The following is a 22,269-nucleotide window of genomic DNA, read 5'->3' as shown; positions in this document are numbered from 1 at the left end:
GCGGCGTCGCCCGCATACTCCGCCCGGAGCAACCCTGGACAGGTCGAGCCGGGCGGTCCGGCGCGGCCGGCTTCCCCCCGAGGCCGGCCGCGCCACCCAACAGTCCAACCACTCACCAGAGGAGTAGCCGTGACGAGCGCTACGCAGACCACTGCCCGCCCGTGGGGAATCGGCCGCCTGGCGCCGTACCCGACCACCACTTACCGGCCGCACGCCACGATCACCATCAACCCTGCCACCCAGCTCGGCGTCTTCCGCGACCGCACCGGTCTCGTGGTCGAGATGGGCAAGCACGGCACGAGCTCCGGCACCGAGACGTCCACGACCACGAACTCCGACTCCAAGAACGACCAGGGCCACGACCAGGACAGCAACCAGGACTGATGACAAACGCCGAGAAGAGGCCGGTCCTGGTGGCCACGGAGGCGGACGACATCACCGCCGACATGGTCATCACCGAAATCAACCGGCGCGATGTGCCGGTCGTCAGGTTCAATCCCGCTGACATCGGCGGGGACCTCACGGTCTCGGCTCGGTTCGGCACCTGCCCGGCCCCCGTGGTCGGGCAGGTGCGTACCCCGTCGAGAACCGCGGATCTGACCCAGATCAGGTCGGTGTACTGGCGCCGCCCCGAGTGGCCCTTGTTCCCCCGCCTGTCCTCCGATGACTCCCGATTTGCGGCAGCACAAGTCCGCTACGGGCTCGGTGGCACCCTCTACGCCCTGGACGGCCCGCTCTGGGTCAACCACCCGTTACGAATCGCTGCGGCCGACTACAAACCTGCTCAGCTCGCACTCGCCCAGCGCCTCGGCCTCGCCGTCCCGCCCACCCTTGTCACCAACGACCCCGGCGAGGCACGCGAGTTCATCCGCGACCAGGGGGGCACGCTCTACAAGACGCTGAGATGGACCCCGTACACACGTGACGGTGTGCCGGTGACCGGGTGGGCTGACCCCGTCCGTTCCGAGGAGATCGATGAGAGCATCCGCGTCACCCCTCATCTGTTCCAGGCTCGGGTGGACAAGGTCGCCGATCTCCGCGTCCTGATCGTCGGCCGGCACACGTTCGCCGTGCGCATCGAATCCGAACTGCTGGACTGGCGCAAGGACTACAGCGCCCTGACCTACACCGTTGAGCACATCCCCGACCGGGTGGACAGAGCCCTGCACGCCTACCTGCACCGCATGGAGCTGGCATCAGGGAGCTTCGATCTCGCGGTGGACCGCGCAGGGGACTACTGGTGGCTGGAGCTGAACCCCAACGGCCAATGGGGGTGGCTGGAGACGGAGACCGGCCTCCCGATGTCCGCAGCTTTCGCCGACCTACTCACGCAAGGAGACAGCCAATGACAGGCTCCGCGTCCGAGCGGCACCGCATGGCCGCCGACCTCGCGAACAAGGGCGTCCTGACACTTCCCTGGCTGCGCGGTGCTGTGGAGAGCGTGCCGCGCGAGCGATTCCTCCACCCCGGAGTTTTCCTCGACGAAGGGCGGAACTGGCGCCCCGTCACAGCCCTCGGGACGGACCCGGACGAGTGGCTGAAGACCGCCTACAGCGTCGACACTCTGACCACCCAGCTTGACGGCCACCTCACCGCAGATCAGGTCAGCGAACCCGTCGCGGGCGTACCGACGTCCTCCTCAACCGACCCGACCACAGTCGTGGGCATGATCGAGGCCCTGGACCTCAAGGCAGAACACCGCGTCCTGGAGATCGGTACTGGCACCGGCTACTCCACGGCCCTGATGTGCCACTACCTCGGCGAGGACAACGTCACCACGGTCGAGGTCGACCCGCAGGTGGCGGCGCGCGCTGATGCTGCCCTGGAGACAGTCGGTTACTCGACTTGGACCGTGACCGGCGATGGACTCCTTGGCCACCCGCGCCGAGCGCCTTACGACCGGGTGATCGCCACCTGTGCCGTCCGCCGCATCCCATACACCTGGGTCAGGCAGACGAAGCCCGGCGGGATCATCCTCAGCACCGTGGGCTCCTGGCCCTGGGGAACCGCCCTCGCGAAGGTCACCGTCAACGAGAACGGCACCGCCGAGGGTTCGATCGTCGGGCGCTCCTCGTTCATGCAGGCCCGCGCCCAGGCAGTTACCCCCGTGGCTGGTGACCTGTCGGCCCGTACCGCGTACGCCGACAGCGAGCGAGAGGCCAGGGTGTCGCCACTCAGACTGGAGGAATGGGTACCCGCCTTCCTCGCCCAGCTTTCCGTCCCCGGCGCCCACTTCGTCCGTGCTGCCACAAGCGACGGCGCCCAACTGCTCCACCTCTTCGACCCTGAGCGCGAATCCTTCGCGCAGTTCAAGCCTGACGGTGTTGGCTGGGTCGTCCGCCAGGGCGGCCCCGTGGCCCTGTGGGACAGGGTCGAGCGGACCCTCATCGCCTGGCAGGCCGCAGGGAACCCCGACATCACCGCCGTACAGCTCCGGATCACGGCCACGTCCCATACGTACTGGATCCGCGATCACCCGGAACTGCGATGGGAGCATCGCCTCGACGCTGCTTATTGAGCCTGTGAAGGGCCGCTAGGGTTGGCGCATGGTCGAGGAACCTCTGTCGGAGTGGGCAGAGCGCCGGGACTCGAAGATCGGCCGGCTGCGCGCCGTCCCGATCGTCTCGGGCAACAGCCCCAAGGGTTCGCATGTGAGCCCTGACGCGCCACGCGCCATCGAGCGGTGGAACGGGCATGCCTGGGAGCCGTACGGATTCGCCACAAGTCTCGCGGAGACCAAGCGCATCCTGTTCCCCGAGGCCAATAAGCTCGCCGCCGGCTCGCCCGGCCTCGCGGGGCAGCCGCTCGCCCCTGGCAGGGGCAGACACCGAAAGCCGTAGGCATCTCACGGCGCCGTCACGTGCGTTCACCCCGGGTGAACGAGCTGGGGCCCTCGCATAGGGGGCCCAAGTCCTGCTGCGTCCCCCCGCTGCTGCGGCTCGGCCAGTCGTGCCCGGCCGTCGCGGCTCCAGCAGAGGGCACGGACGTGCGTCATCAGTGGCGTGTTCCAGACCGTCGGGCGGCTGACCAGGGCAGATGGAGAACCGGGACGGGAGTATCTAGGGTCAGCTTGTGGCTCTCATCTTGGTGTGCGAGGACGATGCGGCGGTCCGCGGCATCCTCAAGCGCGCCCTGGAACACGACGGCCACACCGTCTCCGTCGCCGCCACGGCCGGCAGTCTGCTGCGGCAGCTCGCGACGGTGCCCCAACTGGTCGTCCTTGATCTCGGGCTCCCGGACGCCGACGGCCGCGACGTCTGTCTGGCCCTTCGGGCGCGTGGTGTCGACGCCCCGGTGTTGATGCTCACCGCCCTGGACGGCCTGCATCACAAGGTGGGCGGCTTCGAGGCCGGCGCCGACGACTACATGACCAAACCCTTCGACATCCCGGAACTGCTGGTCCGCGTCCGAGCGCTGCTGCGCCGGGCCACCGTGGCTTCCGCACCGCGCGAGGTCTCCCTCGACCCGGCGAAGCATGTGGTGACCTATGACTCGGTGAGCCAGAGCCTGACCCCGACCGAGTTCCGGCTCCTGGGCCGCTTGATCGCCTCGCAGGGCGACGCAGTACGCCGGCACGCCCTCATCGCGGCCGGCTGGCCGCACGGAGCGCAGGTCAGTGACAACACTCTCGACTCCTTCGTGCGTCGGCTGCGGACCAAACTCGGTCCGCTGGGTGTGGCCGGGCGTCTGGTGACCGTTCGCGGCGTGGGCTACCGATGGCACTGACGCGATTTCGCCGGAGGGTCGTCGCGCTCACGGTGCTGATCGCCACCGTCGTGGTGGCGATCCTGGTCATGGTCTCGCATGTGCTGCTGAGCCGGGTGACGGACACCGATGCGCTCGACCTGGCGCGTACCCGCGCCGAGGCGGTCGCGGCGAACGTCACCGAGGTGGGCGGCCGTATCGTACTGACGGAGAACAACAGCGAGGCGTTGGACGAGGTCGCCTGGGTCTATGCCGACGGCCGCCTGATCGACGGGAACGTTCCGGCCGGCATGGTCGCGCGCGTCGAGGCGATGGCAGGCTCAGGGCGATCGCAGACGGCCACGGTCGGGCACTACCTCCTGTACGCGCGGGAGGTCCCGGTCGACGGCCACCACGTCATGGTGATCGTCCGAGTGGACCTCACACCCTATGAGACATCCGAGCAGCACAGTCTGACCTTGTCGCTGGTACTGGGCGGTCTCGCCATCCTCCTCGCCGGCGGTGTCGCGCACCTTGTGGTGCGCCGCGCGATGCGGGTGGTCCATGAGATGGCCTCCCTCGCCGATGACTGGGGCCATCACGAACCCGGGCGCCGCTTCAACCTCGGAGCCCCACGCGATGAGTTCGGCGAACTGGGACAGACCCTGGACCGCCTCCTGGAGCGCGTCGACAACGCGCTGGCGGACGAGCGCCGGCTCACCGACGAGATCGCCCACGAGCTGCGGACACCCCTCACAGTCCTTCGGGGCGAGGCGCAGCTGGCGCAGCTGTCCGGCGAACCGGTGGAGCCGGAGGCGGTGCTCAGCGAGGTCGACCGGCTCAACGCGGCGATCACGACGCTTCTGCACGCCGCGCGCGCACGGACAGACGCCGGGACCCGATGCGATCTCCTCTCCGCCGCGCGCCAGGCGATCGCCGGCCGCGCGGTCGAGATCGACTTTCCCGCCAAGGCCCATGTCGCCGTGGCGGACGATGTCGTCGTGTCGCTGATGTCACCCCTGCTGGAGAACGGCCTGCGCCACGCACGATCACGCGTGTGGATCACCGCGCGCATCCAGGGTGAGAAAGTCGTCGTCGATGTCCTGGACGACGGCCCCGGGTTCGATCCAATGGAGGTCGACCGGGTCTTCGAAGCCGGTGTGACCGGCGGCGACGGGTACGGGCTCGGGCTGCCGGTGGCCCGGCGCATCGCCGCCTCGGCCGGGGTGGAGGTCCGCGCGATCGCGGACGGCCGCGGTCACGTAGAGGTGACGCTCCCAGCCGTGTAGTCAGGTTGCTTGCAGGTTCCCTGCGTAAACCTCCCCGCATGACAACGACAACCGAAGCACGCACACGCCGCGGGCGGCTCATGCTCAACAAGGTCCCCGAAGTCACCATCTGGTTCTGGGTGATCAAGGTCCTGTGTACGACGGTTGGTGAGAGCTTCGCCGACTGGATCAACACCCGGCTGGGCGTCGGCCTGGTGAACACGGCCTGGATCTTCACCGCGGTGTTCGTGGTGGTCCTGGCTGTCCAGCTGCGGCTGAAGCGCTACGTCCCGTTCCCTTATTGGCTGACCGTCGTCGTTGTCAGCGTCACGGGCACCCTGTACACCGACATCCTCACCGACCAGCTGAACGTGCCGCTCTGGATCAGCTCCGCGGTCTTCTCGGTGCTGCTCGCGGTGGTCTTCGGTGTGTGGTGGCTGCGCGAGCGCACGCTGTCGATCCACTCGGTCACGACCCTGCCGCGGGAGTCCTTCTACTGGCTGGCGGTCCTGGTCACCTTCGCGCTCGGCACCGCCACCGGCGACTGGACTCTGGAGCTGACCGGCTGGAGCCCGGGCGCCGCGGTGCTGCTGCCGCTCGGCCTGATCGCGGCGATCACCGGGCTGTGGCGGTTCGGCGCGAACCCGGTGCTGTCCTTCTGGCTCGCCTACATCCTGACCCGCCCGCTGGGTGCGAACATCGGCGACTGGCTCGCCTCGCCCAAGGTCGCGCAGAACCCGGGCGACCCGACCGGTCTCGCACTGGGCACGTTCACCACCAGCCTGATCTTCCTCGGTCTGATCCTGGCGACGGTCGTCTACCTGACGGTGACGCGCGCGGATGTGACCGAGACCCACGAGGCGACCCACGCCGCACAGGTCACCGGCAACCCACGCAAGGAGCGCATCGCGCTGGCCGGCTTCGGCGTGCTTGCCGTCGCCACCGCGGCCCTGCTGAGCTGGGCTCACGCCCAGCCGCACGTCGGTCCGGCGCCGGAGACCGACACCACCTCCGCCGTCCAGCTGCCGCCTGGTCAGGCGGTGAAGGCGTTCCCGCCCGCTAAGGTCGGCGCGCTGCGGACCCTCGCATCCACCTCGCTCAACGACGCCCGCTCGGGGAACGCCGCCGGGGCGCATGCGGCCGCCCAGTCGCTGCGTGACCTGTGGGATGCCGACCAGGACTCGCTCCAGCCGCTCGACGACACCGGCTGGACCTCCATCGACGCCCAGATGGACAAAATGCTCAAGACCTTCGGCATCGACCACGACAACCCCCCGATGCCTCCGGCACAGCAGGAGAGCGAACTGAACGCTCTCCTTGCGGACTTGGGCTGACAGAGCGCACATCGCCCGGCCGGAGGCGCCAGTGGTCACCGAGGCGCGACGTCGGCTTCCGTGTGCGACATGGGCACGAGCAAGGTGAAAGTGGTGGGCGTTCGGCTGGTCAGGGAGAGCCGCCCACCGAACGATGCGGCCAGGTCGCGGGCGAGGGCGAGGCCGATCCCCGTACCCGCCCCGCTACCGGTGTGCCCACGGTCGAACACCCGCGCCGTGTCACCGTGCGTCTCGCCCTCGTCGGTGACGTCGAAGGCGAGAGCGTCGTCGAGATCGCGGACCTTGACCCATACCGTGCCGTGCCCGTGGGTGCGGGCATTGTCCAGCAGGACATCGAGGATCTCGGTCACGGGCCCGCCGCAGACGCGGACATCCCCGGGCACGTCGCCACTGACGTACTCCAGGCGCCTGCCCACGCCGGCGAAAACGCCGTGCCAGTGCTCTATGGACGCCGTCAGCACGTCTTCCACTGGCTGGTCGGCGGGATGCGGCCTCGGCAGGCCGCGGGAGCCGGACAGTCGCAGCACCTCTTCCACGGTGTCGTGGAGGCGGCGGGTGGTTGCCAGTGCCTCCTCGACGACGGGCCGCAGCCGGGCGTCGTCGCGCTGTTCCAGCCCCGCCTCCAGGGCGAGCTGCAATCCGGTCAGGGGCGTACGCAGCTGATGGGAGGCGTTGGAGGTGAAGTCCCTCTCGTGGCGCAGGAGTTCGGAGAGGCCGTGCAGCATCTCGTTGTGGGTGCGGGCGACCTGGTCGATCTCGGCGATGCCGCCGACAGCGGCGCGGGCGCTCAGGTCACCGGCGGTGACAGCGCGGCAGTGCCGCGAGAGGTCCTCCAGCGGTGCGGCCAACGCCCGTGCCTGACGGCGGGCGACAAGGACGGCAACCACCAGTGCGACTGCGGCCACGCCCAGCAGGAGGCCCCACACGGCCAGGACCCGGTCGCGTACCGCGCTGACGGGAGAGGAGGCCCGTACGACTCCGATGACCTGCTCGGCGTGGGAGACGGGCACGGCGACGACCAGGTCGCCGCCCGACTGGCTCCGCACGGCCACTCCGGCAAGGGCCCGGCGGACGGGTGCGTCACCCGGCTGCGAGCCGTCACCGGCCCGCAGCCTGAGCTGGGCGTCATACAGGCCCAGGCGCGCGCCGGCCGGGGGTGCGGGCAGTTCCACCGGGTCGCCTCCCTGGTAGTCGGGGCTGACGTCTACCGCGGCGGCGAGAGCTGCCCGTTCCAGGGTGTCGCGCTGGGCGGTGTAGAGCGTCGATCTGATGGCCCAGGCCAGCGGGATGGCGAGGAGGAGGACGGCGACCAGCGCGGCGGTCAGGGCGACTTTCACCACGCGCTGTCTCATGCCCTTCATCATGCGGGCCGCTGTGCGGGTCGGGTCGATGCGGCACACGCTTTTGCCGTCGTCTAACCGTCGCCGAGCCGGACGCTAACCGGCCGGCTCCTAGCGTGGTTGCCATGACCGTCCTGCTGACGGGCTCGTCGGCGCGCTCTGGAAGGACAGTTGCCATGGCACTTCACGCACGGACAGCCGCCGCCGTCGCCGGGCTGACGATGATCGCTGCGGCGGCCGTCAGCTGTTCCGGCTCCCAACCGCACAGCGGGTCCGCCTCAACGCCACCGGCCGCGGCCTACTCGCACTTCACCGCACACAGCGGCAATCGGCAGAACAACTCAACGCCGGCGCCCACCGAGACCAACCCGCCCGGAGACATCCCCGACAACCAGGCGTACGTCCCCTACCAGCCCGCCAGTGGCACCTTCACGGGATTCACCCTCAAGGTTCCCGAGGGCTGGGCCCGTACCGTCGGCCATGACACGACGCAGTTCACGGACAAGCTGAACACGGTCCAGATCACGGCCACCTCGGCGTCCGCCGCTCCTACCGTCGCCTCAGTCACCAGCACGGTCGTCCCGCAGCTTCACAACCAGATGCCGAAGTTCGCCTCCCCCAAAGTGTCCGAGGTCGACCGGCACGCAGGCCGCGTCGTCCTGCTGACCTACCAGGCGGATTCCGCGAAGAACCCGGTCACCGGGAAAGTCGCGCGGGACGCCTTCGAGCGGTACGCCTACTACCGAGCCGGTCACGAGGTGGACGTGACCTTGTCCGGCCCGGTCAACGCCGACAACGTCGACCCGTGGCGGACGATCAGCGACTCCTTCGCCTGGCGGTGAGGAGGATGTCCTCCGTCCCCGATGCGGTCCGCGCTCCCTTTCCGGGGGAGGAGGTGCTGACCGCGCGCGAGCTGTACCGCTTCTACCGGGCCGGCGAGGAGGAGACACTCGCTTTGCGCGGCGTCAGCCTCAGTGTCGGGCGCGGGGAGACCGTCGCGGTCGTCGGCCCCTCCGGGTCGGGCAAGTCGACGCTGCTGTCCTGCCTGGCCGGGCTTGACGAACCCTCGGGCGGCGAAGTCCACGTAAACGGGGTGCGGATCAGCCACCGCCCGGAGACCGAGCGGGCCCGGCTGCGCGCCCGCCACATCGGCGTGCTGCTGCAAGCCCGCAACCTGCTCCCGCACCTGAGCGTGCGCGACAACATCCTGCTGGCCCAGCATGCCTCGGGGCGTCGGCCGGCCATCCCCTGGCAGGAGCTTCTGGGGCAGGTCGGGCTTCCCGCACGGGCGCACGCCCTGCCCCGGCAGCTGTCCGGCGGTGAGGTGGCGCGGGCCGGGCTCGCTGTCGCCCTGGCCAACACGCCCGCCGTTCTGCTGGCCGATGAGCCGACCGGGGAACTGGACGGCGGCACAGAGCAGTTGGTGCTCACGATGCTGCGCGACAGGGCAGCGGACGACTGCGCGGTACTGATCGTCACGCACAGCGCCGAGGCGGTACGGATCGCCGACCGGGTGATCACGCTGACGGACGGAAGAACCGGCAGCACGTCCACAGCGGATATCCGTCCGGAGCGGCAGGAGCAGGGCCATGTCCGCGGATGAGACGCTCGCGACCTGTTCGGAGACGCTCGTGACGTGCCGGGACGCTGCCCTTGCCTTCGGCCGGGGTGCCCAGGCCGTGGTGGCCGTGCACGGGGCGAACCTGAAGATCCGGGCCGGTGACCGGCTCGCGGTCGTCGGCCCGTCCGGGTCGGGCAAGAGTTCGCTCCTGTATCTGCTGGCCGGGCTCGAACGGCCCATCAGCGGGGACGTGACCTGGACTGGGTCGCTGGGCGCGTACGACATCGGCCTGGTCTTCCAGGGCGACAGCCTCATTCCCGCCCTGAGCGTGCTGGAGAACGCCTGCCTGCCGCTCGTCCTCGCCGGCCGGACCGAGACCGAAGCGCAGGAGGCTGCCCGCGCGGCACTGGACCGGGTGGGCGTCGTCGACCTCGCAGAGCGGCTGCCCGAGGAGATCTCCGGCGGACAGGCCCAGCGTGCGGCAGCTGCCCGGGTCCTGGCCCAGGCCCCCCGGCTGATTCTCGCCGACGAGCCCACCGGGCGACTCGACCACGCCACCGGCGCCCGTGTCCTGGACGCGCTGCTGACGGCCGCCGACCACACGGGCGCGGCCCTCGTGGTCACCACCCATGACCCGGCCGTCGCCGCCCGGCTCACCGTCCGGCGCAGCATGCGCGCCGGACGCCTGCTCACACCCGAGGAGACACCGTGATCACCGCGTGGACGCGTGGACTGGCCCGTCACCGGGCCGGCCGGCTGCTGGCGGCACTGGCCGGGATCGCCCTCGCGGTCGCGCTCGTCGCCGCCCTCGGATCGTTCCTGACGGCGTCGAAGGCGACCATGACGCAGCGGGCCGTGCACTCGGTCGCCGTCGACTGGCAGGTCCAACTCCAGCCCGGCGCCGATACGAACACGGGGCTGTCACTCATCCGCAAGACGCCCGGGACCCATGCCGCGCTGCCGGTCAGCTTCGCCCACACCACTGCCTTCACCGCGAGCATGCAAAGCAGCACCCAGACCACCGGCCCGGGTATGGCACTTGGCCTGCCCGACGGCTATCGCAGCCAATTCCCTGGCGAGATCCGCACCCTTTCCGGCTCCTCCGACGGCGTCCTGCTGGCCCAGCAGACCGCGTCCAATCTGCACGCCGCCCCCGGCGACACGATCGGCGTCCGCCTCCCCGGCACCGGCCTGCGCCAGGTGAAGGTCGACGGTGTGATCGACCTGCCCCAGGCCGACTCGCTCTTCCAGACGGTCGGCGCACCCAGCCAGTCGCAGCCGACCGCGCCCCCGGACAACGTCGTGCTGCTGCCCGCGACACAGTTCGCCTCCCTCACCCGGGGCGTCACCGGCGTCACCACACAGATCCACGTCGCCCGCGACGACAGCCGGCTGCCGTCCGATCCGGCCGCCGCGTTCACCACGGTCACCGGTGCCGCGCACAACCTGGAAGCCCGTTCATCCGGGGCCGCGCTCGTCGGCAACAACGTGGGCGCGGCGCTCGACTCCGCCCGCCAGGACGCCCTGTACGCCCAGATCCTCTTCCTCTTCCTCGGCGCCCCCGGCGCCGTCCTGGCCGCTTCCCTGACCGCCGCGGTCGCCTCCGCCGGGGGCGAGCGGCGCCGCCAGGAGCAGGGCCTGCTGCGACTGCGTGGCCTGCGGCCCGGCCAGATCGCTGCTCTCGCAGGGCTTGAAGCCGTGCTGATCGGTCTCTTCGGCGGCCTGGCCGGGCTGGGCATCGCCGCACTGACCGGCCGCCTCGCGTTCGGTGCCGCCTCCTTCGGAGCGGGCGCGAGCACCTGGGCCGTCTGGTACCCCGTCGCGTTCGTGCTCGGTGCCGCCGTCGCCGCCGGCGCCGTCCTCATCCCCGCCCTGCGCGACCTGCGCACGCTCACGGTGTCCGACACCCGCAAGGAGGCGGGGGCCCGCAGCACCCGCGCCTCCTGGTGGATGCGGTACGGCCTGGACTTCCTGCTGCTGGCGGGCTCCTGGCTGATCTTCCGTGCCTCGTCCGGGAATCAGTACGCCCTTGTCCTGGCCCCCGAGGGTGTCCCCAGCATCTCGGTGGCGTACTGGGCCTTCCTCGGCCCGGCCCTCCTGTGGATCGGCGCCGCCCTGCTGCTGTGGCGCCTGACCCTCCTCGCCCTCACCCACGGACGCGGCGTGCTGGCCCGGCTGGCCCGTCCTCTGACCGGGCCCCTCGCGGGGACCACCGCCGCAGTCCTCTCCAGGCGCCGACGACCTCTCGCGCGCTCGGTGGTCCTCCTCGCGCTCGCCGTGTCCTTCGCCGTGTCGACGGCCGTCTTCAACTCCACCTACCACCAGCAGGCCGAGGTCGATGCCCGGCTGACCAACGGCGCCGACGTCACCGTCACCGAACCACCGGGCGCACATCTCCCGCCGAACGCCGCCGGCGCCCTGAAAATCGCGGGCGTGCGGCACATCGAGCCGCTTCAGCACCGTTTCGCCTACGTCGGCTCCGACCTCCAAGACCTCTACGGCGTCCGCCCGGACACCATCACGCAGGCCACCTCATTGCAGGACGCCTATTTCTCGGGCGGCACCGCAGGCCAGCTCATGCACCAGCTAGCCCAACGCCCCGACAACCTGCTGGTCAGCAATGAGACCGCCAACGACTTCCAGCTCTCGCCCGGGGACACGGTCAACCTGCGGATCCAGGACTCCCGGACCAAGACGCTGCACACCGTCCCCTTCCACTACGCCGGCATCGTCAAGGAGTTCCCCACCGCGCCCAAGGACAGCTTCTTCGTCGCCAACGCGTCCTACATCGCCAAATCCACCGGCAGCGACGCCGTCGGTGCGTTCCTCCTCGACACCGGCGGCACCCGCCAAAGGCAGATCGCCACACAGCTCAGCCACCAGCTCGGTGCCGGCGCCGGCGTCACCGACCTCACCCAGACCCGCGGCACCGTGGGCACCAGCCTCACCTCGGTGGACCTGGCCGGCCTGACCCGTATCGAGCTCGTCTTCGCCGTGCTGCTGGCCGCCGGAGCGGGAGGACTCGTCCTTGCCCTCGGCCTCGCCGAACGCCGCCGCACCTTCGCCATCGCCACCGTGCTCGGCGCGAAGAAGGCCCAACTGCGCGGCATGGTCCTCACCGAAGCCCTGCTCCTGATCACCGGCGGCCTGACGGGAGGCGCACTGATCGGCTGGGTCCTGTCCGAAATGCTGGTCAAGGTACTCACCGGCGTCTTCGACCCACCGCCCGCGAGCCTCGCCGTCCCCGCCTCCTACCTGGTGCTCACCGCGGCAGCCGCGCTGGCAGCCGTCCTCGCCGCAGCGTTGAACGGCATCCGGCGGGCCAAACGCCCCGCCGTAGAGGAACTCCGAGACCTGTGACTGTGCCACGCAGCCGACCGAACGTCTTTCTGTCGGCCGACCTCACCACCCCGTGGCCATCGGCGGAACTTACTCAGCGCAGTACTACTCTGCCGGGCATGCGCCCGCCCGCCACGCCGGAGTACGACAGCCCCCGCGTCCTTGTCGTCGATGACGACGACACCATCGGCCGCCATCTGGAAATCGGCCTGCGCAGCAACGGCTACACATCCCATTGGAGCCGCACTGGCGCTGGCGCCCTCGCCGAAACCGCCCGCGCTCCCTACGACGCCCTGCTCCTGGACCTCGGACTGCCCGACGCCGACGGCCTGGACATCGCCCGCACCCTCCGCGCCGAGCGGCCCGACCTGCTGATCATCATCCTCACCGCACGTACTGACGACATCGACATCATCGCGGGCCTGGACGCCGGAGCCGACGACTACCTCGTCAAACCCTTCAGCCTGACCGTCCTGCTCGCCCGGCTCCGCGCCCACCTGCGCCGCCACACCCCCACCACGCACGCGCCGCCGCTCCACCTCGGCGACCTCGTCGTCGATACCGCGGCCCGCCGCTGCACCCTGCACGGCATCGATGTCCCCCTCCGCCCGAAGGAGTTCGAACTGCTAGCCGTTCTCGGGCGCCACACAGGGCAAGCCGTCTCCCGCGAGACCTTGATGGCCCAGGTCTGGGACGAGAACTGGTTCGGCTCCACCAAAACGCTCGACGTCACCATGGCCAGCGTGCGCCGCCGCCTCACCGAAGCCGCCCGGACAGCCTCCCGCCCGGCCGACCTGCCCCGCATCACCACGCTCAGGGGTCATGGCTACCGCCTGGAGTGCTGAATCCGGGAGTCCGTGGGGAGGGCGCCCAGCAGGAAGAGGTGGGCTTGCGGTGACAAGAACGTCTGCCGACATCACCACGTACACCCTGGTCAGCGCCGCCTACTGACGCTCGTGGCGGTGGTGGTGGGCCTGCCCGGCCGCCGTGTGCAGGTGGCCGGGCGAGGCGGTGTCGAAGAGCTCGTCCATGTCGTCGGCTGACAGGGCCAGGCTGAAGCAGCAGATCAGCATGAGCAGCGCGTGTGCCACGACCAGGTCGCGGCGCAGCGGCGTCGGCGGAGCGAGCAGTGCCCGGACGCGCTGCGGCACCGGGCCGCCGGTCGCCGCGAGCGAGTGCCGCGGGGCCCGCTTGCCCGCCAGCGCCGCACGGGCGACCGCCCGCGCCACCAGGGGCCGGTCGCCCACCAACGTGCCCGCCTCCTCGTCCGCCCAGCGTTCCACCGCGAAGCTCCCTGCCCGGGCGACGGACCGCAGCAGCGGGTTGAGCGCCGATGCGAGGCGCAGCACCAGCAGGAACACATGGTGGCGGTGGTGCAGGTGGGCCCGCTCATGCGCGAGCAGCGCGGTGCGCTCGTCGGCGGACAGCGCCCGCAGCATCCCTGATGACACGACGACACGGCCGGGCGAGCCGGGCAGCGCGAACGCCTGCGGCACCGGATCGTCAACCACCGCCAGATCGCCGCCGGTTGGAAGCGCCCGGCACTCCCGGCGGGCCGTCAGCCACACCGCGGTCTGCCGCCGGGCGCTGACCGCGAGCGCGCCCACACACCCGGCGAGGACGAACGCGCAGCCAGTGGCGACCAGCCAGTTGACCGGAGCCTGCGCGGCAAGCACGCCCGGCGACCACTTGCCTTCCGCCGCCACGGCCGGGATCTGCCCGATGAGGGTGAAGGCCGCCATGCCCAGCGCGGTCGCCGTGCCGAGGGCCGCGACCAGCGAGGCGAGCGTCAACAGCCAGGCCGCCATGCGCGGCGGCAGCCGGCCGCCGGCCCAGGGTGCCACCAGGGCGAGCACCGCACTGACCGCGAGGGGAGTGAAGAGAGCGACGCGCACCGCTCAGCCCTCCTTGTGCCCGCGCAGCAACTGCTCAAGGATCTCTTCGTCCTCGGTGCCGAGCTCGGACACGAACCGGGCGAGTACCGCGGCCCGGTCGCCGCCTCTTTCCAGCAGCGCCCGCATTCCGGCGGCGGTGTGCCCCGCCTCGTCCCGTACGGGGGAGTAGAGGTAGCCGCGCCCGGCCCGCTCGCGGGTGACCAGGCCCTTGTCGTAGAGCCGGGACAGGATGGTCAGGACGGTGGTGTGCGCGGGGTCGCCGGCCACCTGCTCGCGGACGGCGGCGGCCGCGGCGGGCGCGCCCGCCGCCCACAGCGCGGCGAGCACCTCGTTCTCCAGCTCACCGGGCGCCCGCCGCCCGGCCGTTGCGGCGCCGTCGTCCGTCACGCCCGTACTCCTGCCGTCGCTGTGGGAGCCCGGAGGTCACCGGGCGGATTCCAAGCTACTACGCGCAGTAGAGCCGGTCGCAGCCGTGGTCGCGCAGCGGGCCGGTCTGCCAGCCGCGGCCGCGCCAGGTGTCCAGGAGCGCGGGCAGCGCGGCCAGTGTGGTGCGCCATGAACCGGTGGCGGAGGTGCAGTCGGAGTCGTGGAGCAGGACCGTGCCGCCGCCGCGCAGCGAGCCCATCACCGTGTCGTGCACCGAGCGGGCCGTGGCCCGGCGGCGCCAGTCCTCACCCCAGGCCGTCCACAGCACGGGCGTGAGCCCGAGTCCCCGGCACGCCAGATGAGCACTGGTGCTCATCACCCCGTACGGCGGCCGGAAAAGGCGGGGTGGCCCGCCGGTGACATCCCAGATCAGGTCGTAGGCCCGGGCGATGTCGTCACGGGTGGTGCGGGGGCCGCGCAGGACCAGCGGGCGGTGCGCCCAGCCGTGCACGCCGATCTCGTGCCCGGCGGCCACCATTTCCTTGCCGAGCCCGGGCGAGCGGGCCAGCATCGAGCCGAGCAGGAAGAACGTCGCGCGCACTCCTTCGCGGTCCAGGAGGCGCAGGAAGTGCGGGGTGGAGAGGTGGTCGGGCCCGTCGTCGAAGGTCAGCGCGATGTGGTCGGGGCGGCCCCGCCCCGAGAGCCGGGGCATCGTGCGTGTGCGCAGCGGACCGAGGGCGGACACGGCGGGCGCCGCGTGCACGGCGGCGAGGGCGGGCAGCGCCCCGGTCGCGGCGAGCAGGGCGGCCTTGGCGGCACGGGAGCTCACAGTTCGTACCTCTCGATGAGACGGTGGGCTGCCGTGGACAGGCGCCCGGGATCGGACTCGTAGGCATGGGCCAGCGGGGCTGCGATCCCGAGCGAGACAGCGGCAGCGAGCGCGGTGGCCGCCAACTTCGTTCTACGTCGCGTCAGTTGGGGACGCCGGGCCGCAACCGGAATCTCGGTTGGAGTGGCCACCGCGGTGATGGCGGCGACCGGAGAGGCGCCCGACGAGAACAGCGCGAGACCGGCGGCGCGCTGGCGTTCACCGAGCGGCCCCCCGAGGAGACCGGTGAGTACGGAGGCGAGGTCTCCCGGTTCTCGTATCCAGGCGGCGAGCCCCGCCTCGTCGAGAGCGGCGGCGTTGGTCTGGCCATGGCCCGGTATGCACCGATAGCTGGCGACGGGCAGCCCACTGGCGAACGCCTCGACCGAGGTGAGGCCCCCCGCGTTCTGCACCAGGACGTCGCAGGCGCGCATCAACAGCGGCATGTCCCGCACCCACTCGTGCACGTACCGGAACCCGTCGGCGCGCAACTGCTCGGCAAGCGCCGTGTTGCGCCCGCAGACGACGACCGGTTCACCAACACCGCTGTCCCGTATCTCCGCGGCGGACTCCCGCACCGGACCCACCCCCCAGGACCCGGCGACCAGCAGAGCGAGCGGGACATCATGCGGCAGTCCGAAATCGTCGCGAGCGGCCCACCGATCCGGCTCCGTGACCGCGGCGAACCGTGCGGCCGTCACCGGCCCGGTCACCAGGACGCGGGCCGCGCCCAGCGCCCCGGCCTGCGCGGCCGGAACGGGATGGGCCGCGAGGTGCGCGTCGATCCCGGGGGCTACCCACAGCGGGTGCACGGAGAAGTCGGTGAGGTAGGTGAGCGCGGGGATGCCCAGGCGTCCGCTGCGCCGCAGCGCGCCGAGCACCTGGCTCGCGCCCGGGTACGTGGATACGACCGCTCGTGACCGCGGCCCGATCGCCCGGAGCATGCGGCGCTCGGCGCTGCGGAACAGAGCGCGGACGACCGGCCCGGGTGAGCCGGAGCGTTCGGTGGCGGCGTAGATCCGCTGATAGCCGGAGGGCGCGGCGGTCAACAGCCGGTGGTAGGTACCGGACAGGACCCGGCCGAGCCGGGCCGGCAGCAGATCGAGGAAGTCGTGCCGGTCCACCTGGAAACCGGCCTCCTCCAACTGCGCGCCGAGCGCGTCGGCGGCACCGTCGTGCCCCGCGCCGACCCCGGCGGACACGATGGTGACCCGGTGGGGCCCGGCGGGGCGGATGGGGCAGGCGGGCCGGGCGTCACCCGGGACGGCACGACGGGACACAGGCGATCAGCCTCCTGAAGGGCACGCGGAGCAGCCCGCCCCGCATGTCGGGAGAACCGGCCGGGTGCGGCTGCTCCGGGAATCTACTACACGATGTAGAGGTTCAGGAGTGGGGGTGAGCGGGCAGCCAGGCCCGCCCGAAAAGGGAGGCCGACCGGGCTGCGGCGAATGTTGGTTGTGCTGGTCGCACATCGCCGTCTCCGCTGCCGCCCGGCGCGTCGCGCGTTGGCTGACGCAGGCCACGCGCGTCTCGCTGTGTCCGGCGCGGAAGCCGGCTCGGCGCGCACGCGGCGAGGGTCTGCGGCTATCGGGCGAGAGGGGCGTTAAGGCAGCCCTGCGCGGCGGGGGTACGGGGCGAAGGGCCGCCGGAGTGGCGGCCCTGATGGATCGCCGTGATCGTGGCGCTGCGCATGTTGCTCTGTCGCGAGCCTGGCGCTGTTCGTCGAAGCCGTGGACGGGTCTCGACGCGGCTCACCCGAGGCGCGCGTACGCGACCGGACGGCCCCACGCGGCAGCCACCGCAGGGGGCGCGGTTCAGGCCGCGAGGAGGCCCCGGCCCAGCCAGTCGGAGGGATCCTCGGCGCCCGGCAGCGCATAGAAGTAGCCGCCACCGGTCGGGGAGATGTAATCGGCGAGGGGTTCGTCGATGAGGCGTTCCTGGGTCGCTTCGAACTGCCGCTTGACGTCCTGCTGGTAGGAGCAGAAGACCAGACCCATGTCGAGGTTGCCGACGCTGTCAACACCCCGGTCGTAGTTGTAACCTCGGCGCAGGATCCGGGAGTTGTCGCTCTGTGCGGTCCTGGGGTTGGCGAGGCGTATGTGCGCGTCCAGCGGGATCGCGTTGCCGTGCGGGTCCTTGGCGTAGTTGGGAATGTCGCTCTCGGCCGCGCCGTCGAGCGGGGCGCCGGTGTCCTTGCGGCGGCCGAACATCTTCTCCTGCTCGGTGAGCGAGACCCTGTCCCAGAACTCGACGAGCATGCGAATGACACGGATGACCTGGTAGCTGCCGCCGACCGCCCAGGACGGCTCGCCCAGAGAATCGCCGACCCATATCAGCCGGTCGGTCTCCCGCGTGGACTTCACGTCCGGATTGGCGATGCCGTCCTTGAAGCCGAGCAGGTTGCGCGGAGCGCCGGCGGGCCGGGGCGTGTTCTGGAAGCCGTCGATGCGCCACTTGATCTGCATGGCGCCGCGGGTGTGCCGGGCTATGTCACGCAGCGCGTGCAGGACCACGTCCTGACGGGCCGCGCAGATCTGCAACGAGAGGTCGCCGTGACATTCGGCGGCCGACAGGTTGTCGTTGGGGAAGGTCCGCATGGGTGTGAGGCGCGCAGGCTTGGCCTTGGCGAGCCCGTACCGGTCATCGAAGAGCGAGGCGCCGACCCCGACCGTGACGGTCAGTTCGTCGGCGGGGACCACCGGGCCGAGGATGCCGTTGTCGGACGGCGGGGCGCCGACGCCGAGATCGGCGGGTGCACCGCCCGCGGTCAGGTAGCGCGCCCGTTCGGTGATCGTGCGCAGCAGGTCGGCGAGGTCCTTGCGGCTGTCGGCGATGACGTCGAGGGAGACGAAAGTGGCCGCCGCGGGCTGCGGGGTGAGGATGCCGGCCTGGTGGGCGCCGTGGAAGGGCACCTTGCCGCTGTCAGCGGCGCTGTCCGCGCGTGCCGGAGTCATACCGTTCCCGCTGAGCGCGAATCCCCCGCCGGCCAGGACGGCGCCGGCCGCGCCCGCGCCCAGGGCCGTCTTGACGAACGAGCGCCGTCCGGCGGGGCAACCGCCTTGCGGGGCGGAGGTTTGGGCGGGCATGTCGGGGTTCCCTTCCAGGCGTGCGGGGCGTGGTTCGGCGTGCATCAGGCGGACTTCCGGATCTCCAGGAGGTCCGGCACCGGGGCCAGGTCTTCGAGGAGCTGCCCGGTCGCGCCGTTGAGCCGGGCGCGCGCGGCGGCCCCCAGTTGACCGACCGGGGTCCAGCTCTGGTCGTGGTGCGCGGCGTCGAGCAGCTTCTGTACGCGGTCGATGTCGCCGTCGATCCTCGGCACGAGCCCGGCGTCGCGGGAGGCGAGCAGCGGGCGCAGGACACCGAGGAGTTCGCGCGTGCCGGCGAGATTGGCGTCGGCGGTGGCGAGCATGGTCCCGCTGCCCTGGTCGGCGTCGCCGGTCAGCTCGAACTGAAGGGTGTTCTCCAGGATCTCGTGGGTGCGCAGCGGGAGATCACCCGGGGCGAAGTCCTGGGTGGGGAACGCCTTTTGGAGACCGGCCGCGTCCTCGGCGAGGCGCGCCGCGGGAGCGGCGAGGTCGCCCGCCGACTGGCCGTGCCACAGGCCGTACTCGACGCGGTGGAAACCCGTGAAGCCCTTGTCGTTCACACCGTCCGGGAGGCCCGCGGTGCGTCCGTTGATCTTTTTGTCGAAGTCCTGGAAGGTGCCGTAGGCGGCGCCGAGCGAGGCGTAGGTGCGGTGGGCGGTGAGCCAGTCGGTGCGCGCGGCGTCCAGGTCGCCGCCCGCGATGTCGTCGCTCAGCTGCTTGGTCTGGGCGACCAGGGTGGTCAGACCCTGGTTCACGTACTGCTTGTACGAGGTGAGGGGCGTGGCCAGGTCGGCCTCGGAGACCGGCACGACCGCCTTGGCCTCGCCGCCGCCGCTGACGCGTACGGCGGCGGAGGTGACGGCTTTGCCGCCGGTGGGCACACAGCGCCAGGCGTACGAGCCGCCCGCGACGGTGGCGACGAGGTCCCGGGTGGTGCCGGGGGCCAGGCCCTCGATCTCGCCGTACACCGCGTTGCTCGCCGGGTCGATGAGGTAAACCTCGGATGCCTTGTCGCCGGTGTTGTGCATCTGGAAGGTCTGGCGACCGGGCTTGGGCGCGCTGAATCCCTTGCCGCACTCCTTCTCAGAGACCGCGACGGTCTGGGCGTCGGCGGGCTTGGACCCGCTGAGGGCCACGACGGCGCCGGCGACGACGGCGGGGACGGCCACCACGGCGACCGGTACTGCCCAGGCGGGCCGGCGCCGCGTGGGAGCCCCGGGCCCGGCGGTGTCGGCTTCAGGGGCGGGAGCCTTCGCGGGTCCGGCTCCAGCGACTGGCTCGGCGGACCCCGCGACCTTGGCCGGACTCGCCGGCTCGGCGGACCCTGCGACCTCGACCGGCCTCGCCGGCTCGGCGGACTTCGCGGGGTTGTTCTGCCTGGCGGGCCGCTCGGCCGCCGTCCGCACGCCTCGTACGAACAGCGTCATCACGATGGCGAGATAGCCGACGTAGGCGATGACCTGGAGCCAGGTCATGGTCGGCGTCAGGTTGAACACACCTTGGACGAGGGTGCTGTACCAGGCGGCCGGGTCGATGCTCTGGCTCAGGTCGACGGCGTACGCGGACTTGCCGGGCAGTACCCCGCCCTCCTGGAGGTCACGCAGGCCGTAGCCGAGCACTCCGGCGGCGATGACGATGAGGACGGCGCCGGTGGCGGTGAAGAACTTGGTGAGGTTGATCTTCAGCACCCGGCGGTACAGGCCCCAGCAGAGGCCGGCGGCGAGGACGATGCCGATCCCGGCGCCGAGCATCGGACCCGAGGACTCGCCGGCCGCGCGGGCCGTGGTCCACAGGAACAGAGCGGTCTCCAGGCCCTCACGGCCCACCGCGAGGAACGAGGTGACGACGAGCATGCCCGCGCCCATGGCCAGCGCTCCGGTGACCTTCTCCTTGATCTCGCCGGAGAGGCTGCGCGCTGAGCGGCGCATCCAGAAGACCATCGCCGTGACGAAGGCGACGGCGACCACGCTGAGGGTGCCGCCGAACGCCTCCTGGGCGGTCCCTGACATGCTGGCGGCCGAGAAGGTGAGTACCGCCCCGAAGCTCATGGCCAGCGCGACCGCCGCGAGCACGCCGGTCCACACCTGGGGCAGGCGGGACTTGGCCTCGGCGCGCACCAGTGTGGCGACCAGGATCGAGACGATCAGTCCCGCCTCAAGCCCCTCCCTCAGCCCGATCAAGAAGCTCGGAAACGCGTCGTCCCACATGCCGTTCTCTCCCAGCCCCGCGTAGGCGCTCGCCTCAGTTAGCGAAGGCATACCTTACTCGGAGGCCACGCGAGTCGTCTACAGAGGTGTAGTCAAACAGTCCACGGCGGTCAGCCCGCAGCCTCGACGCCCATGGCCGGCACGGGAGCAGCCCGGCCGCCAGCAGTCAGCGGTGGTGGACCGCAGTACGGCCGGCCGCTGAAGGGAACGCTTGACCACCGCCCGCCTCGTCCGAGTGGCCTTCGGGGCATTGCCCCAGGACGGGGAAGCACGGAGGCTGGGCGTCCCTACACTCGCCGGTGATGAAATCCCTCACCCGACCGGGATCGTCCGTCTCCGACCCCGCCCTTCGCAAACTGCCCCAAGTGACGCTGCTGTTCTGGCTGCTGAAGTCGGTGGCAGTCACCCTGGGCGAGACCTCCGGCGACCTTCTCGGCATCACCTTCGGCCTCGGCTACGCCACCACCGCCGCACTCTTCCTCGCCTTCTTCGCCGCAGTGGTCACCGCCCAGGTGCGCGCCGCCGGCTTCCACCCGGCGCTGTACTGGTCCGTCGTGCTGGGCACCAGCATGGTCGGCACGGAGATCTCCGACTTCCTCAACCGCGGTTTCGGGCACGGCAGCGCCCCTGACGGCATCGGCTATGCCTGGGGCACGATCCTGCTCACCGGCCTGCTCGCCGGGGTGTTCGCGATGTGGTGGCGCACCGGGCAGACCCTCGACGTCGAGAACATCACCGGCCGCTCAGGGGAGATCCTGTACTGGATCGCCATCCTCGTCTCCAACACCCTGGGCACCTCCAGCGGTGACTGGCTGGCCGACGACACCGGGCTGGGATTCCGCAACGCCTTCCTCTTGATCGCAGCGATCATGCTGCTGATCTTCGCGGCCTACCGGTTCACCTCCGCCAACCGGATCGTGCTGTTCTGGCTCGCCTTCATCCTGACCAGGCCGCTGGGTGCCGCGGGCGGCGACTCACTGACCAAGCCGACCTCCCAGGGCGGCCTCGGCTGGGGCACCCTGTGGGGATCGGTGGCGTTGCTCGGCTCGCTGACCGCGTTGGTCGCCTGCCAGATCCGGCAGGTCCACCGGCATCCTCCGGCTCCCCACCCGGCGCCGAACGACCGGCGTACCGGCCCGCCCCAGCGCCCCAACGCCACCCCATCGTCCGGCGATTCGGCCCGAGAACCGACCCCGACACAGTTCTGACCACGGCAGAGCGCCCAAAGCAGCACGCGCCCCCTACTCAGAAGGCTCGGGTGCACCCTCGTGCCACTACATGCCATTCGGGGCGGTGAACAGCGGTCACAAGGGGTGCCGTG

Annotated in this window: 20 protein-coding genes; 13 read left to right on the top strand and 7 right to left on the bottom strand. The window is 71.0% G+C overall.

The features are described 5' to 3' along the window. The first annotated feature begins 129 nt into the window (after positions 1–129). From tgmA to DWB77_RS20300, 7 genes are all read left to right on the top strand, one after another. Positions 130–384, top strand: a complete 255-nt coding sequence (gene tgmA, locus DWB77_RS20330) for a putative ATP-grasp-modified RiPP (protein ID WP_120722605.1) — start codon at positions 130–132, stop codon at positions 382–384. Next, a complete protein-coding gene (tgmB, locus tag DWB77_RS20325) occupies positions 384–1,349 on the top strand; it encodes an ATP-grasp ribosomal peptide maturase (protein ID WP_120722604.1) in 966 nt (321 codons plus the stop codon). Before tgmA ends, tgmB begins: the two co-directional genes overlap by 1 nt. Continuing rightward, on the top strand, positions 1,346–2,518 hold the full coding sequence (gene tgmC, locus DWB77_RS20320) for an ATP-grasp peptide maturase system methyltransferase (protein ID WP_120722603.1): 1,173 nt from the start codon (positions 1,346–1,348) through the stop codon (positions 2,516–2,518). Before tgmB ends, tgmC begins: the two co-directional genes overlap by 4 nt. A gap of 28 nt (positions 2,519–2,546) precedes the next feature. Beyond that, positions 2,547–2,840 carry a DUF6087 family protein gene (locus DWB77_RS20315; RefSeq protein WP_120722602.1) on the top strand — a complete coding sequence of 98 codons (294 nt, stop codon included), beginning with the start codon at positions 2,547–2,549 and terminating at the stop codon, positions 2,838–2,840. A gap of 232 nt (positions 2,841–3,072) precedes the next feature. After that, positions 3,073–3,726, top strand: a complete 654-nt coding sequence (locus DWB77_RS20310) for a response regulator transcription factor (protein ID WP_120722601.1) — start codon at positions 3,073–3,075, stop codon at positions 3,724–3,726. Beyond that, the gene (locus DWB77_RS20305; RefSeq protein ID WP_120722600.1) at positions 3,717–4,973 is read left to right on the top strand and encodes a sensor histidine kinase; all 1,257 of its coding nucleotides are present in this window, start codon (positions 3,717–3,719) and stop codon (positions 4,971–4,973) included. Before DWB77_RS20310 ends, DWB77_RS20305 begins: the two co-directional genes overlap by 10 nt. A gap of 38 nt (positions 4,974–5,011) precedes the next feature. Continuing rightward, positions 5,012–6,286, top strand: coding sequence for a COG4705 family protein (locus tag DWB77_RS20300; protein ID WP_120722599.1), 1,275 nt, complete (start codon positions 5,012–5,014; stop codon positions 6,284–6,286). A gap of 35 nt (positions 6,287–6,321) precedes the next feature. On the opposite strand, the gene DWB77_RS20295 is transcribed toward DWB77_RS20300, so the two are convergent. Further along, on the bottom strand, positions 6,322–7,638 hold the full coding sequence (locus DWB77_RS20295; protein ID WP_120722598.1) for a HAMP domain-containing sensor histidine kinase: 1,317 nt from the start codon (positions 7,636–7,638) through the stop codon (positions 6,322–6,324). Positions 7,639–7,802: 164 nt separating this feature from the next. On the opposite strand from DWB77_RS20295, the gene DWB77_RS20290 reads away from it, so the two are divergent. The 5 genes from DWB77_RS20290 (at position 7,803) to DWB77_RS20270 (ending at position 13,371) form a co-directional block, all read left to right on the top strand. Continuing rightward, positions 7,803–8,468, top strand: coding sequence for a hypothetical protein (locus tag DWB77_RS20290; RefSeq protein ID WP_120722597.1), 666 nt, complete (start codon positions 7,803–7,805; stop codon positions 8,466–8,468). Between the two features lie 5 nt (positions 8,469–8,473). Continuing rightward, on the top strand, positions 8,474–9,229 hold the full coding sequence (locus DWB77_RS20285) for an ABC transporter ATP-binding protein (RefSeq protein WP_120722596.1): 756 nt from the start codon (positions 8,474–8,476) through the stop codon (positions 9,227–9,229). Beyond that, the gene (locus tag DWB77_RS20280; protein WP_120722595.1) at positions 9,216–9,899 is read left to right on the top strand and encodes an ABC transporter ATP-binding protein; all 684 of its coding nucleotides are present in this window, start codon (positions 9,216–9,218) and stop codon (positions 9,897–9,899) included. Before DWB77_RS20285 ends, DWB77_RS20280 begins: the two co-directional genes overlap by 14 nt. After that, entirely contained in the window at positions 9,896–12,547 is a 2,652-nt protein-coding gene (locus DWB77_RS20275) for an ABC transporter permease (protein ID WP_120722594.1), read from the top strand. The genes DWB77_RS20280 and DWB77_RS20275 overlap by 4 nt, the downstream gene beginning before the upstream one ends. A gap of 98 nt (positions 12,548–12,645) precedes the next feature. Next, the gene (locus DWB77_RS20270; RefSeq protein ID WP_120722593.1) at positions 12,646–13,371 is read left to right on the top strand and encodes a response regulator transcription factor; all 726 of its coding nucleotides are present in this window, start codon (positions 12,646–12,648) and stop codon (positions 13,369–13,371) included. A gap of 99 nt (positions 13,372–13,470) precedes the next feature. Here the strand turns inward: DWB77_RS20270 and DWB77_RS20265 are convergent, their stop codons facing one another. From DWB77_RS20265 to efeU, 6 genes are all read right to left on the bottom strand, one after another. Continuing rightward, the gene (locus DWB77_RS20265; RefSeq protein ID WP_120722592.1) at positions 13,471–14,421 is read right to left on the bottom strand and encodes a M56 family metallopeptidase; all 951 of its coding nucleotides are present in this window, start codon (positions 14,419–14,421) and stop codon (positions 13,471–13,473) included. A gap of 3 nt (positions 14,422–14,424) precedes the next feature. Next, positions 14,425–14,808, bottom strand: coding sequence for a BlaI/MecI/CopY family transcriptional regulator (locus DWB77_RS20260; RefSeq protein ID WP_120722591.1), 384 nt, complete (start codon positions 14,806–14,808; stop codon positions 14,425–14,427). Positions 14,809–14,866: 58 nt separating this feature from the next. After that, positions 14,867–15,616 carry a polysaccharide deacetylase family protein gene (locus DWB77_RS20255; RefSeq protein WP_246033580.1) on the bottom strand — a complete coding sequence of 250 codons (750 nt, stop codon included), beginning with the start codon at positions 15,614–15,616 and terminating at the stop codon, positions 14,867–14,869. After that, complete coding sequence (locus DWB77_RS20250; protein ID WP_174248589.1) at positions 15,613–16,935, bottom strand: MGDG synthase family glycosyltransferase; 1,323 nt, start codon at positions 16,933–16,935, stop codon at positions 15,613–15,615. The genes DWB77_RS20255 and DWB77_RS20250 overlap by 4 nt, the downstream gene beginning before the upstream one ends. A 534-nt stretch (positions 16,936–17,469) precedes the next feature. Beyond that, positions 17,470–18,741: an iron uptake transporter deferrochelatase/peroxidase subunit gene (efeB, locus tag DWB77_RS20245; RefSeq protein ID WP_120728009.1), complete on the bottom strand. Its 1,272-nt coding sequence runs from the start codon at positions 18,739–18,741 to the stop codon at positions 17,470–17,472. A gap of 44 nt (positions 18,742–18,785) precedes the next feature. Continuing rightward, positions 18,786–20,948, bottom strand: a complete 2,163-nt coding sequence (efeU, locus tag DWB77_RS20240) for an iron uptake transporter permease EfeU (protein ID WP_120722590.1) — start codon at positions 20,946–20,948, stop codon at positions 18,786–18,788. A gap of 302 nt (positions 20,949–21,250) precedes the next feature. Here efeU and DWB77_RS20235 point away from each other — a divergent pair, with 302 nt between their 5' ends. Next, a complete protein-coding gene (locus tag DWB77_RS20235) occupies positions 21,251–22,156 on the top strand; it encodes a COG4705 family protein (protein ID WP_120722589.1) in 906 nt (301 codons plus the stop codon). Positions 22,157–22,269: the final 113 nt, after the last annotated feature.

The sequence above is a fragment of the Streptomyces hundungensis genome, from assembly GCF_003627815.1.
Lineage (GTDB): Bacteria > Actinomycetota > Actinomycetes > Streptomycetales > Streptomycetaceae > Streptomyces > Streptomyces hundungensis_A.
This window is presented reverse-complemented; position numbering and strand designations above follow the sequence as displayed.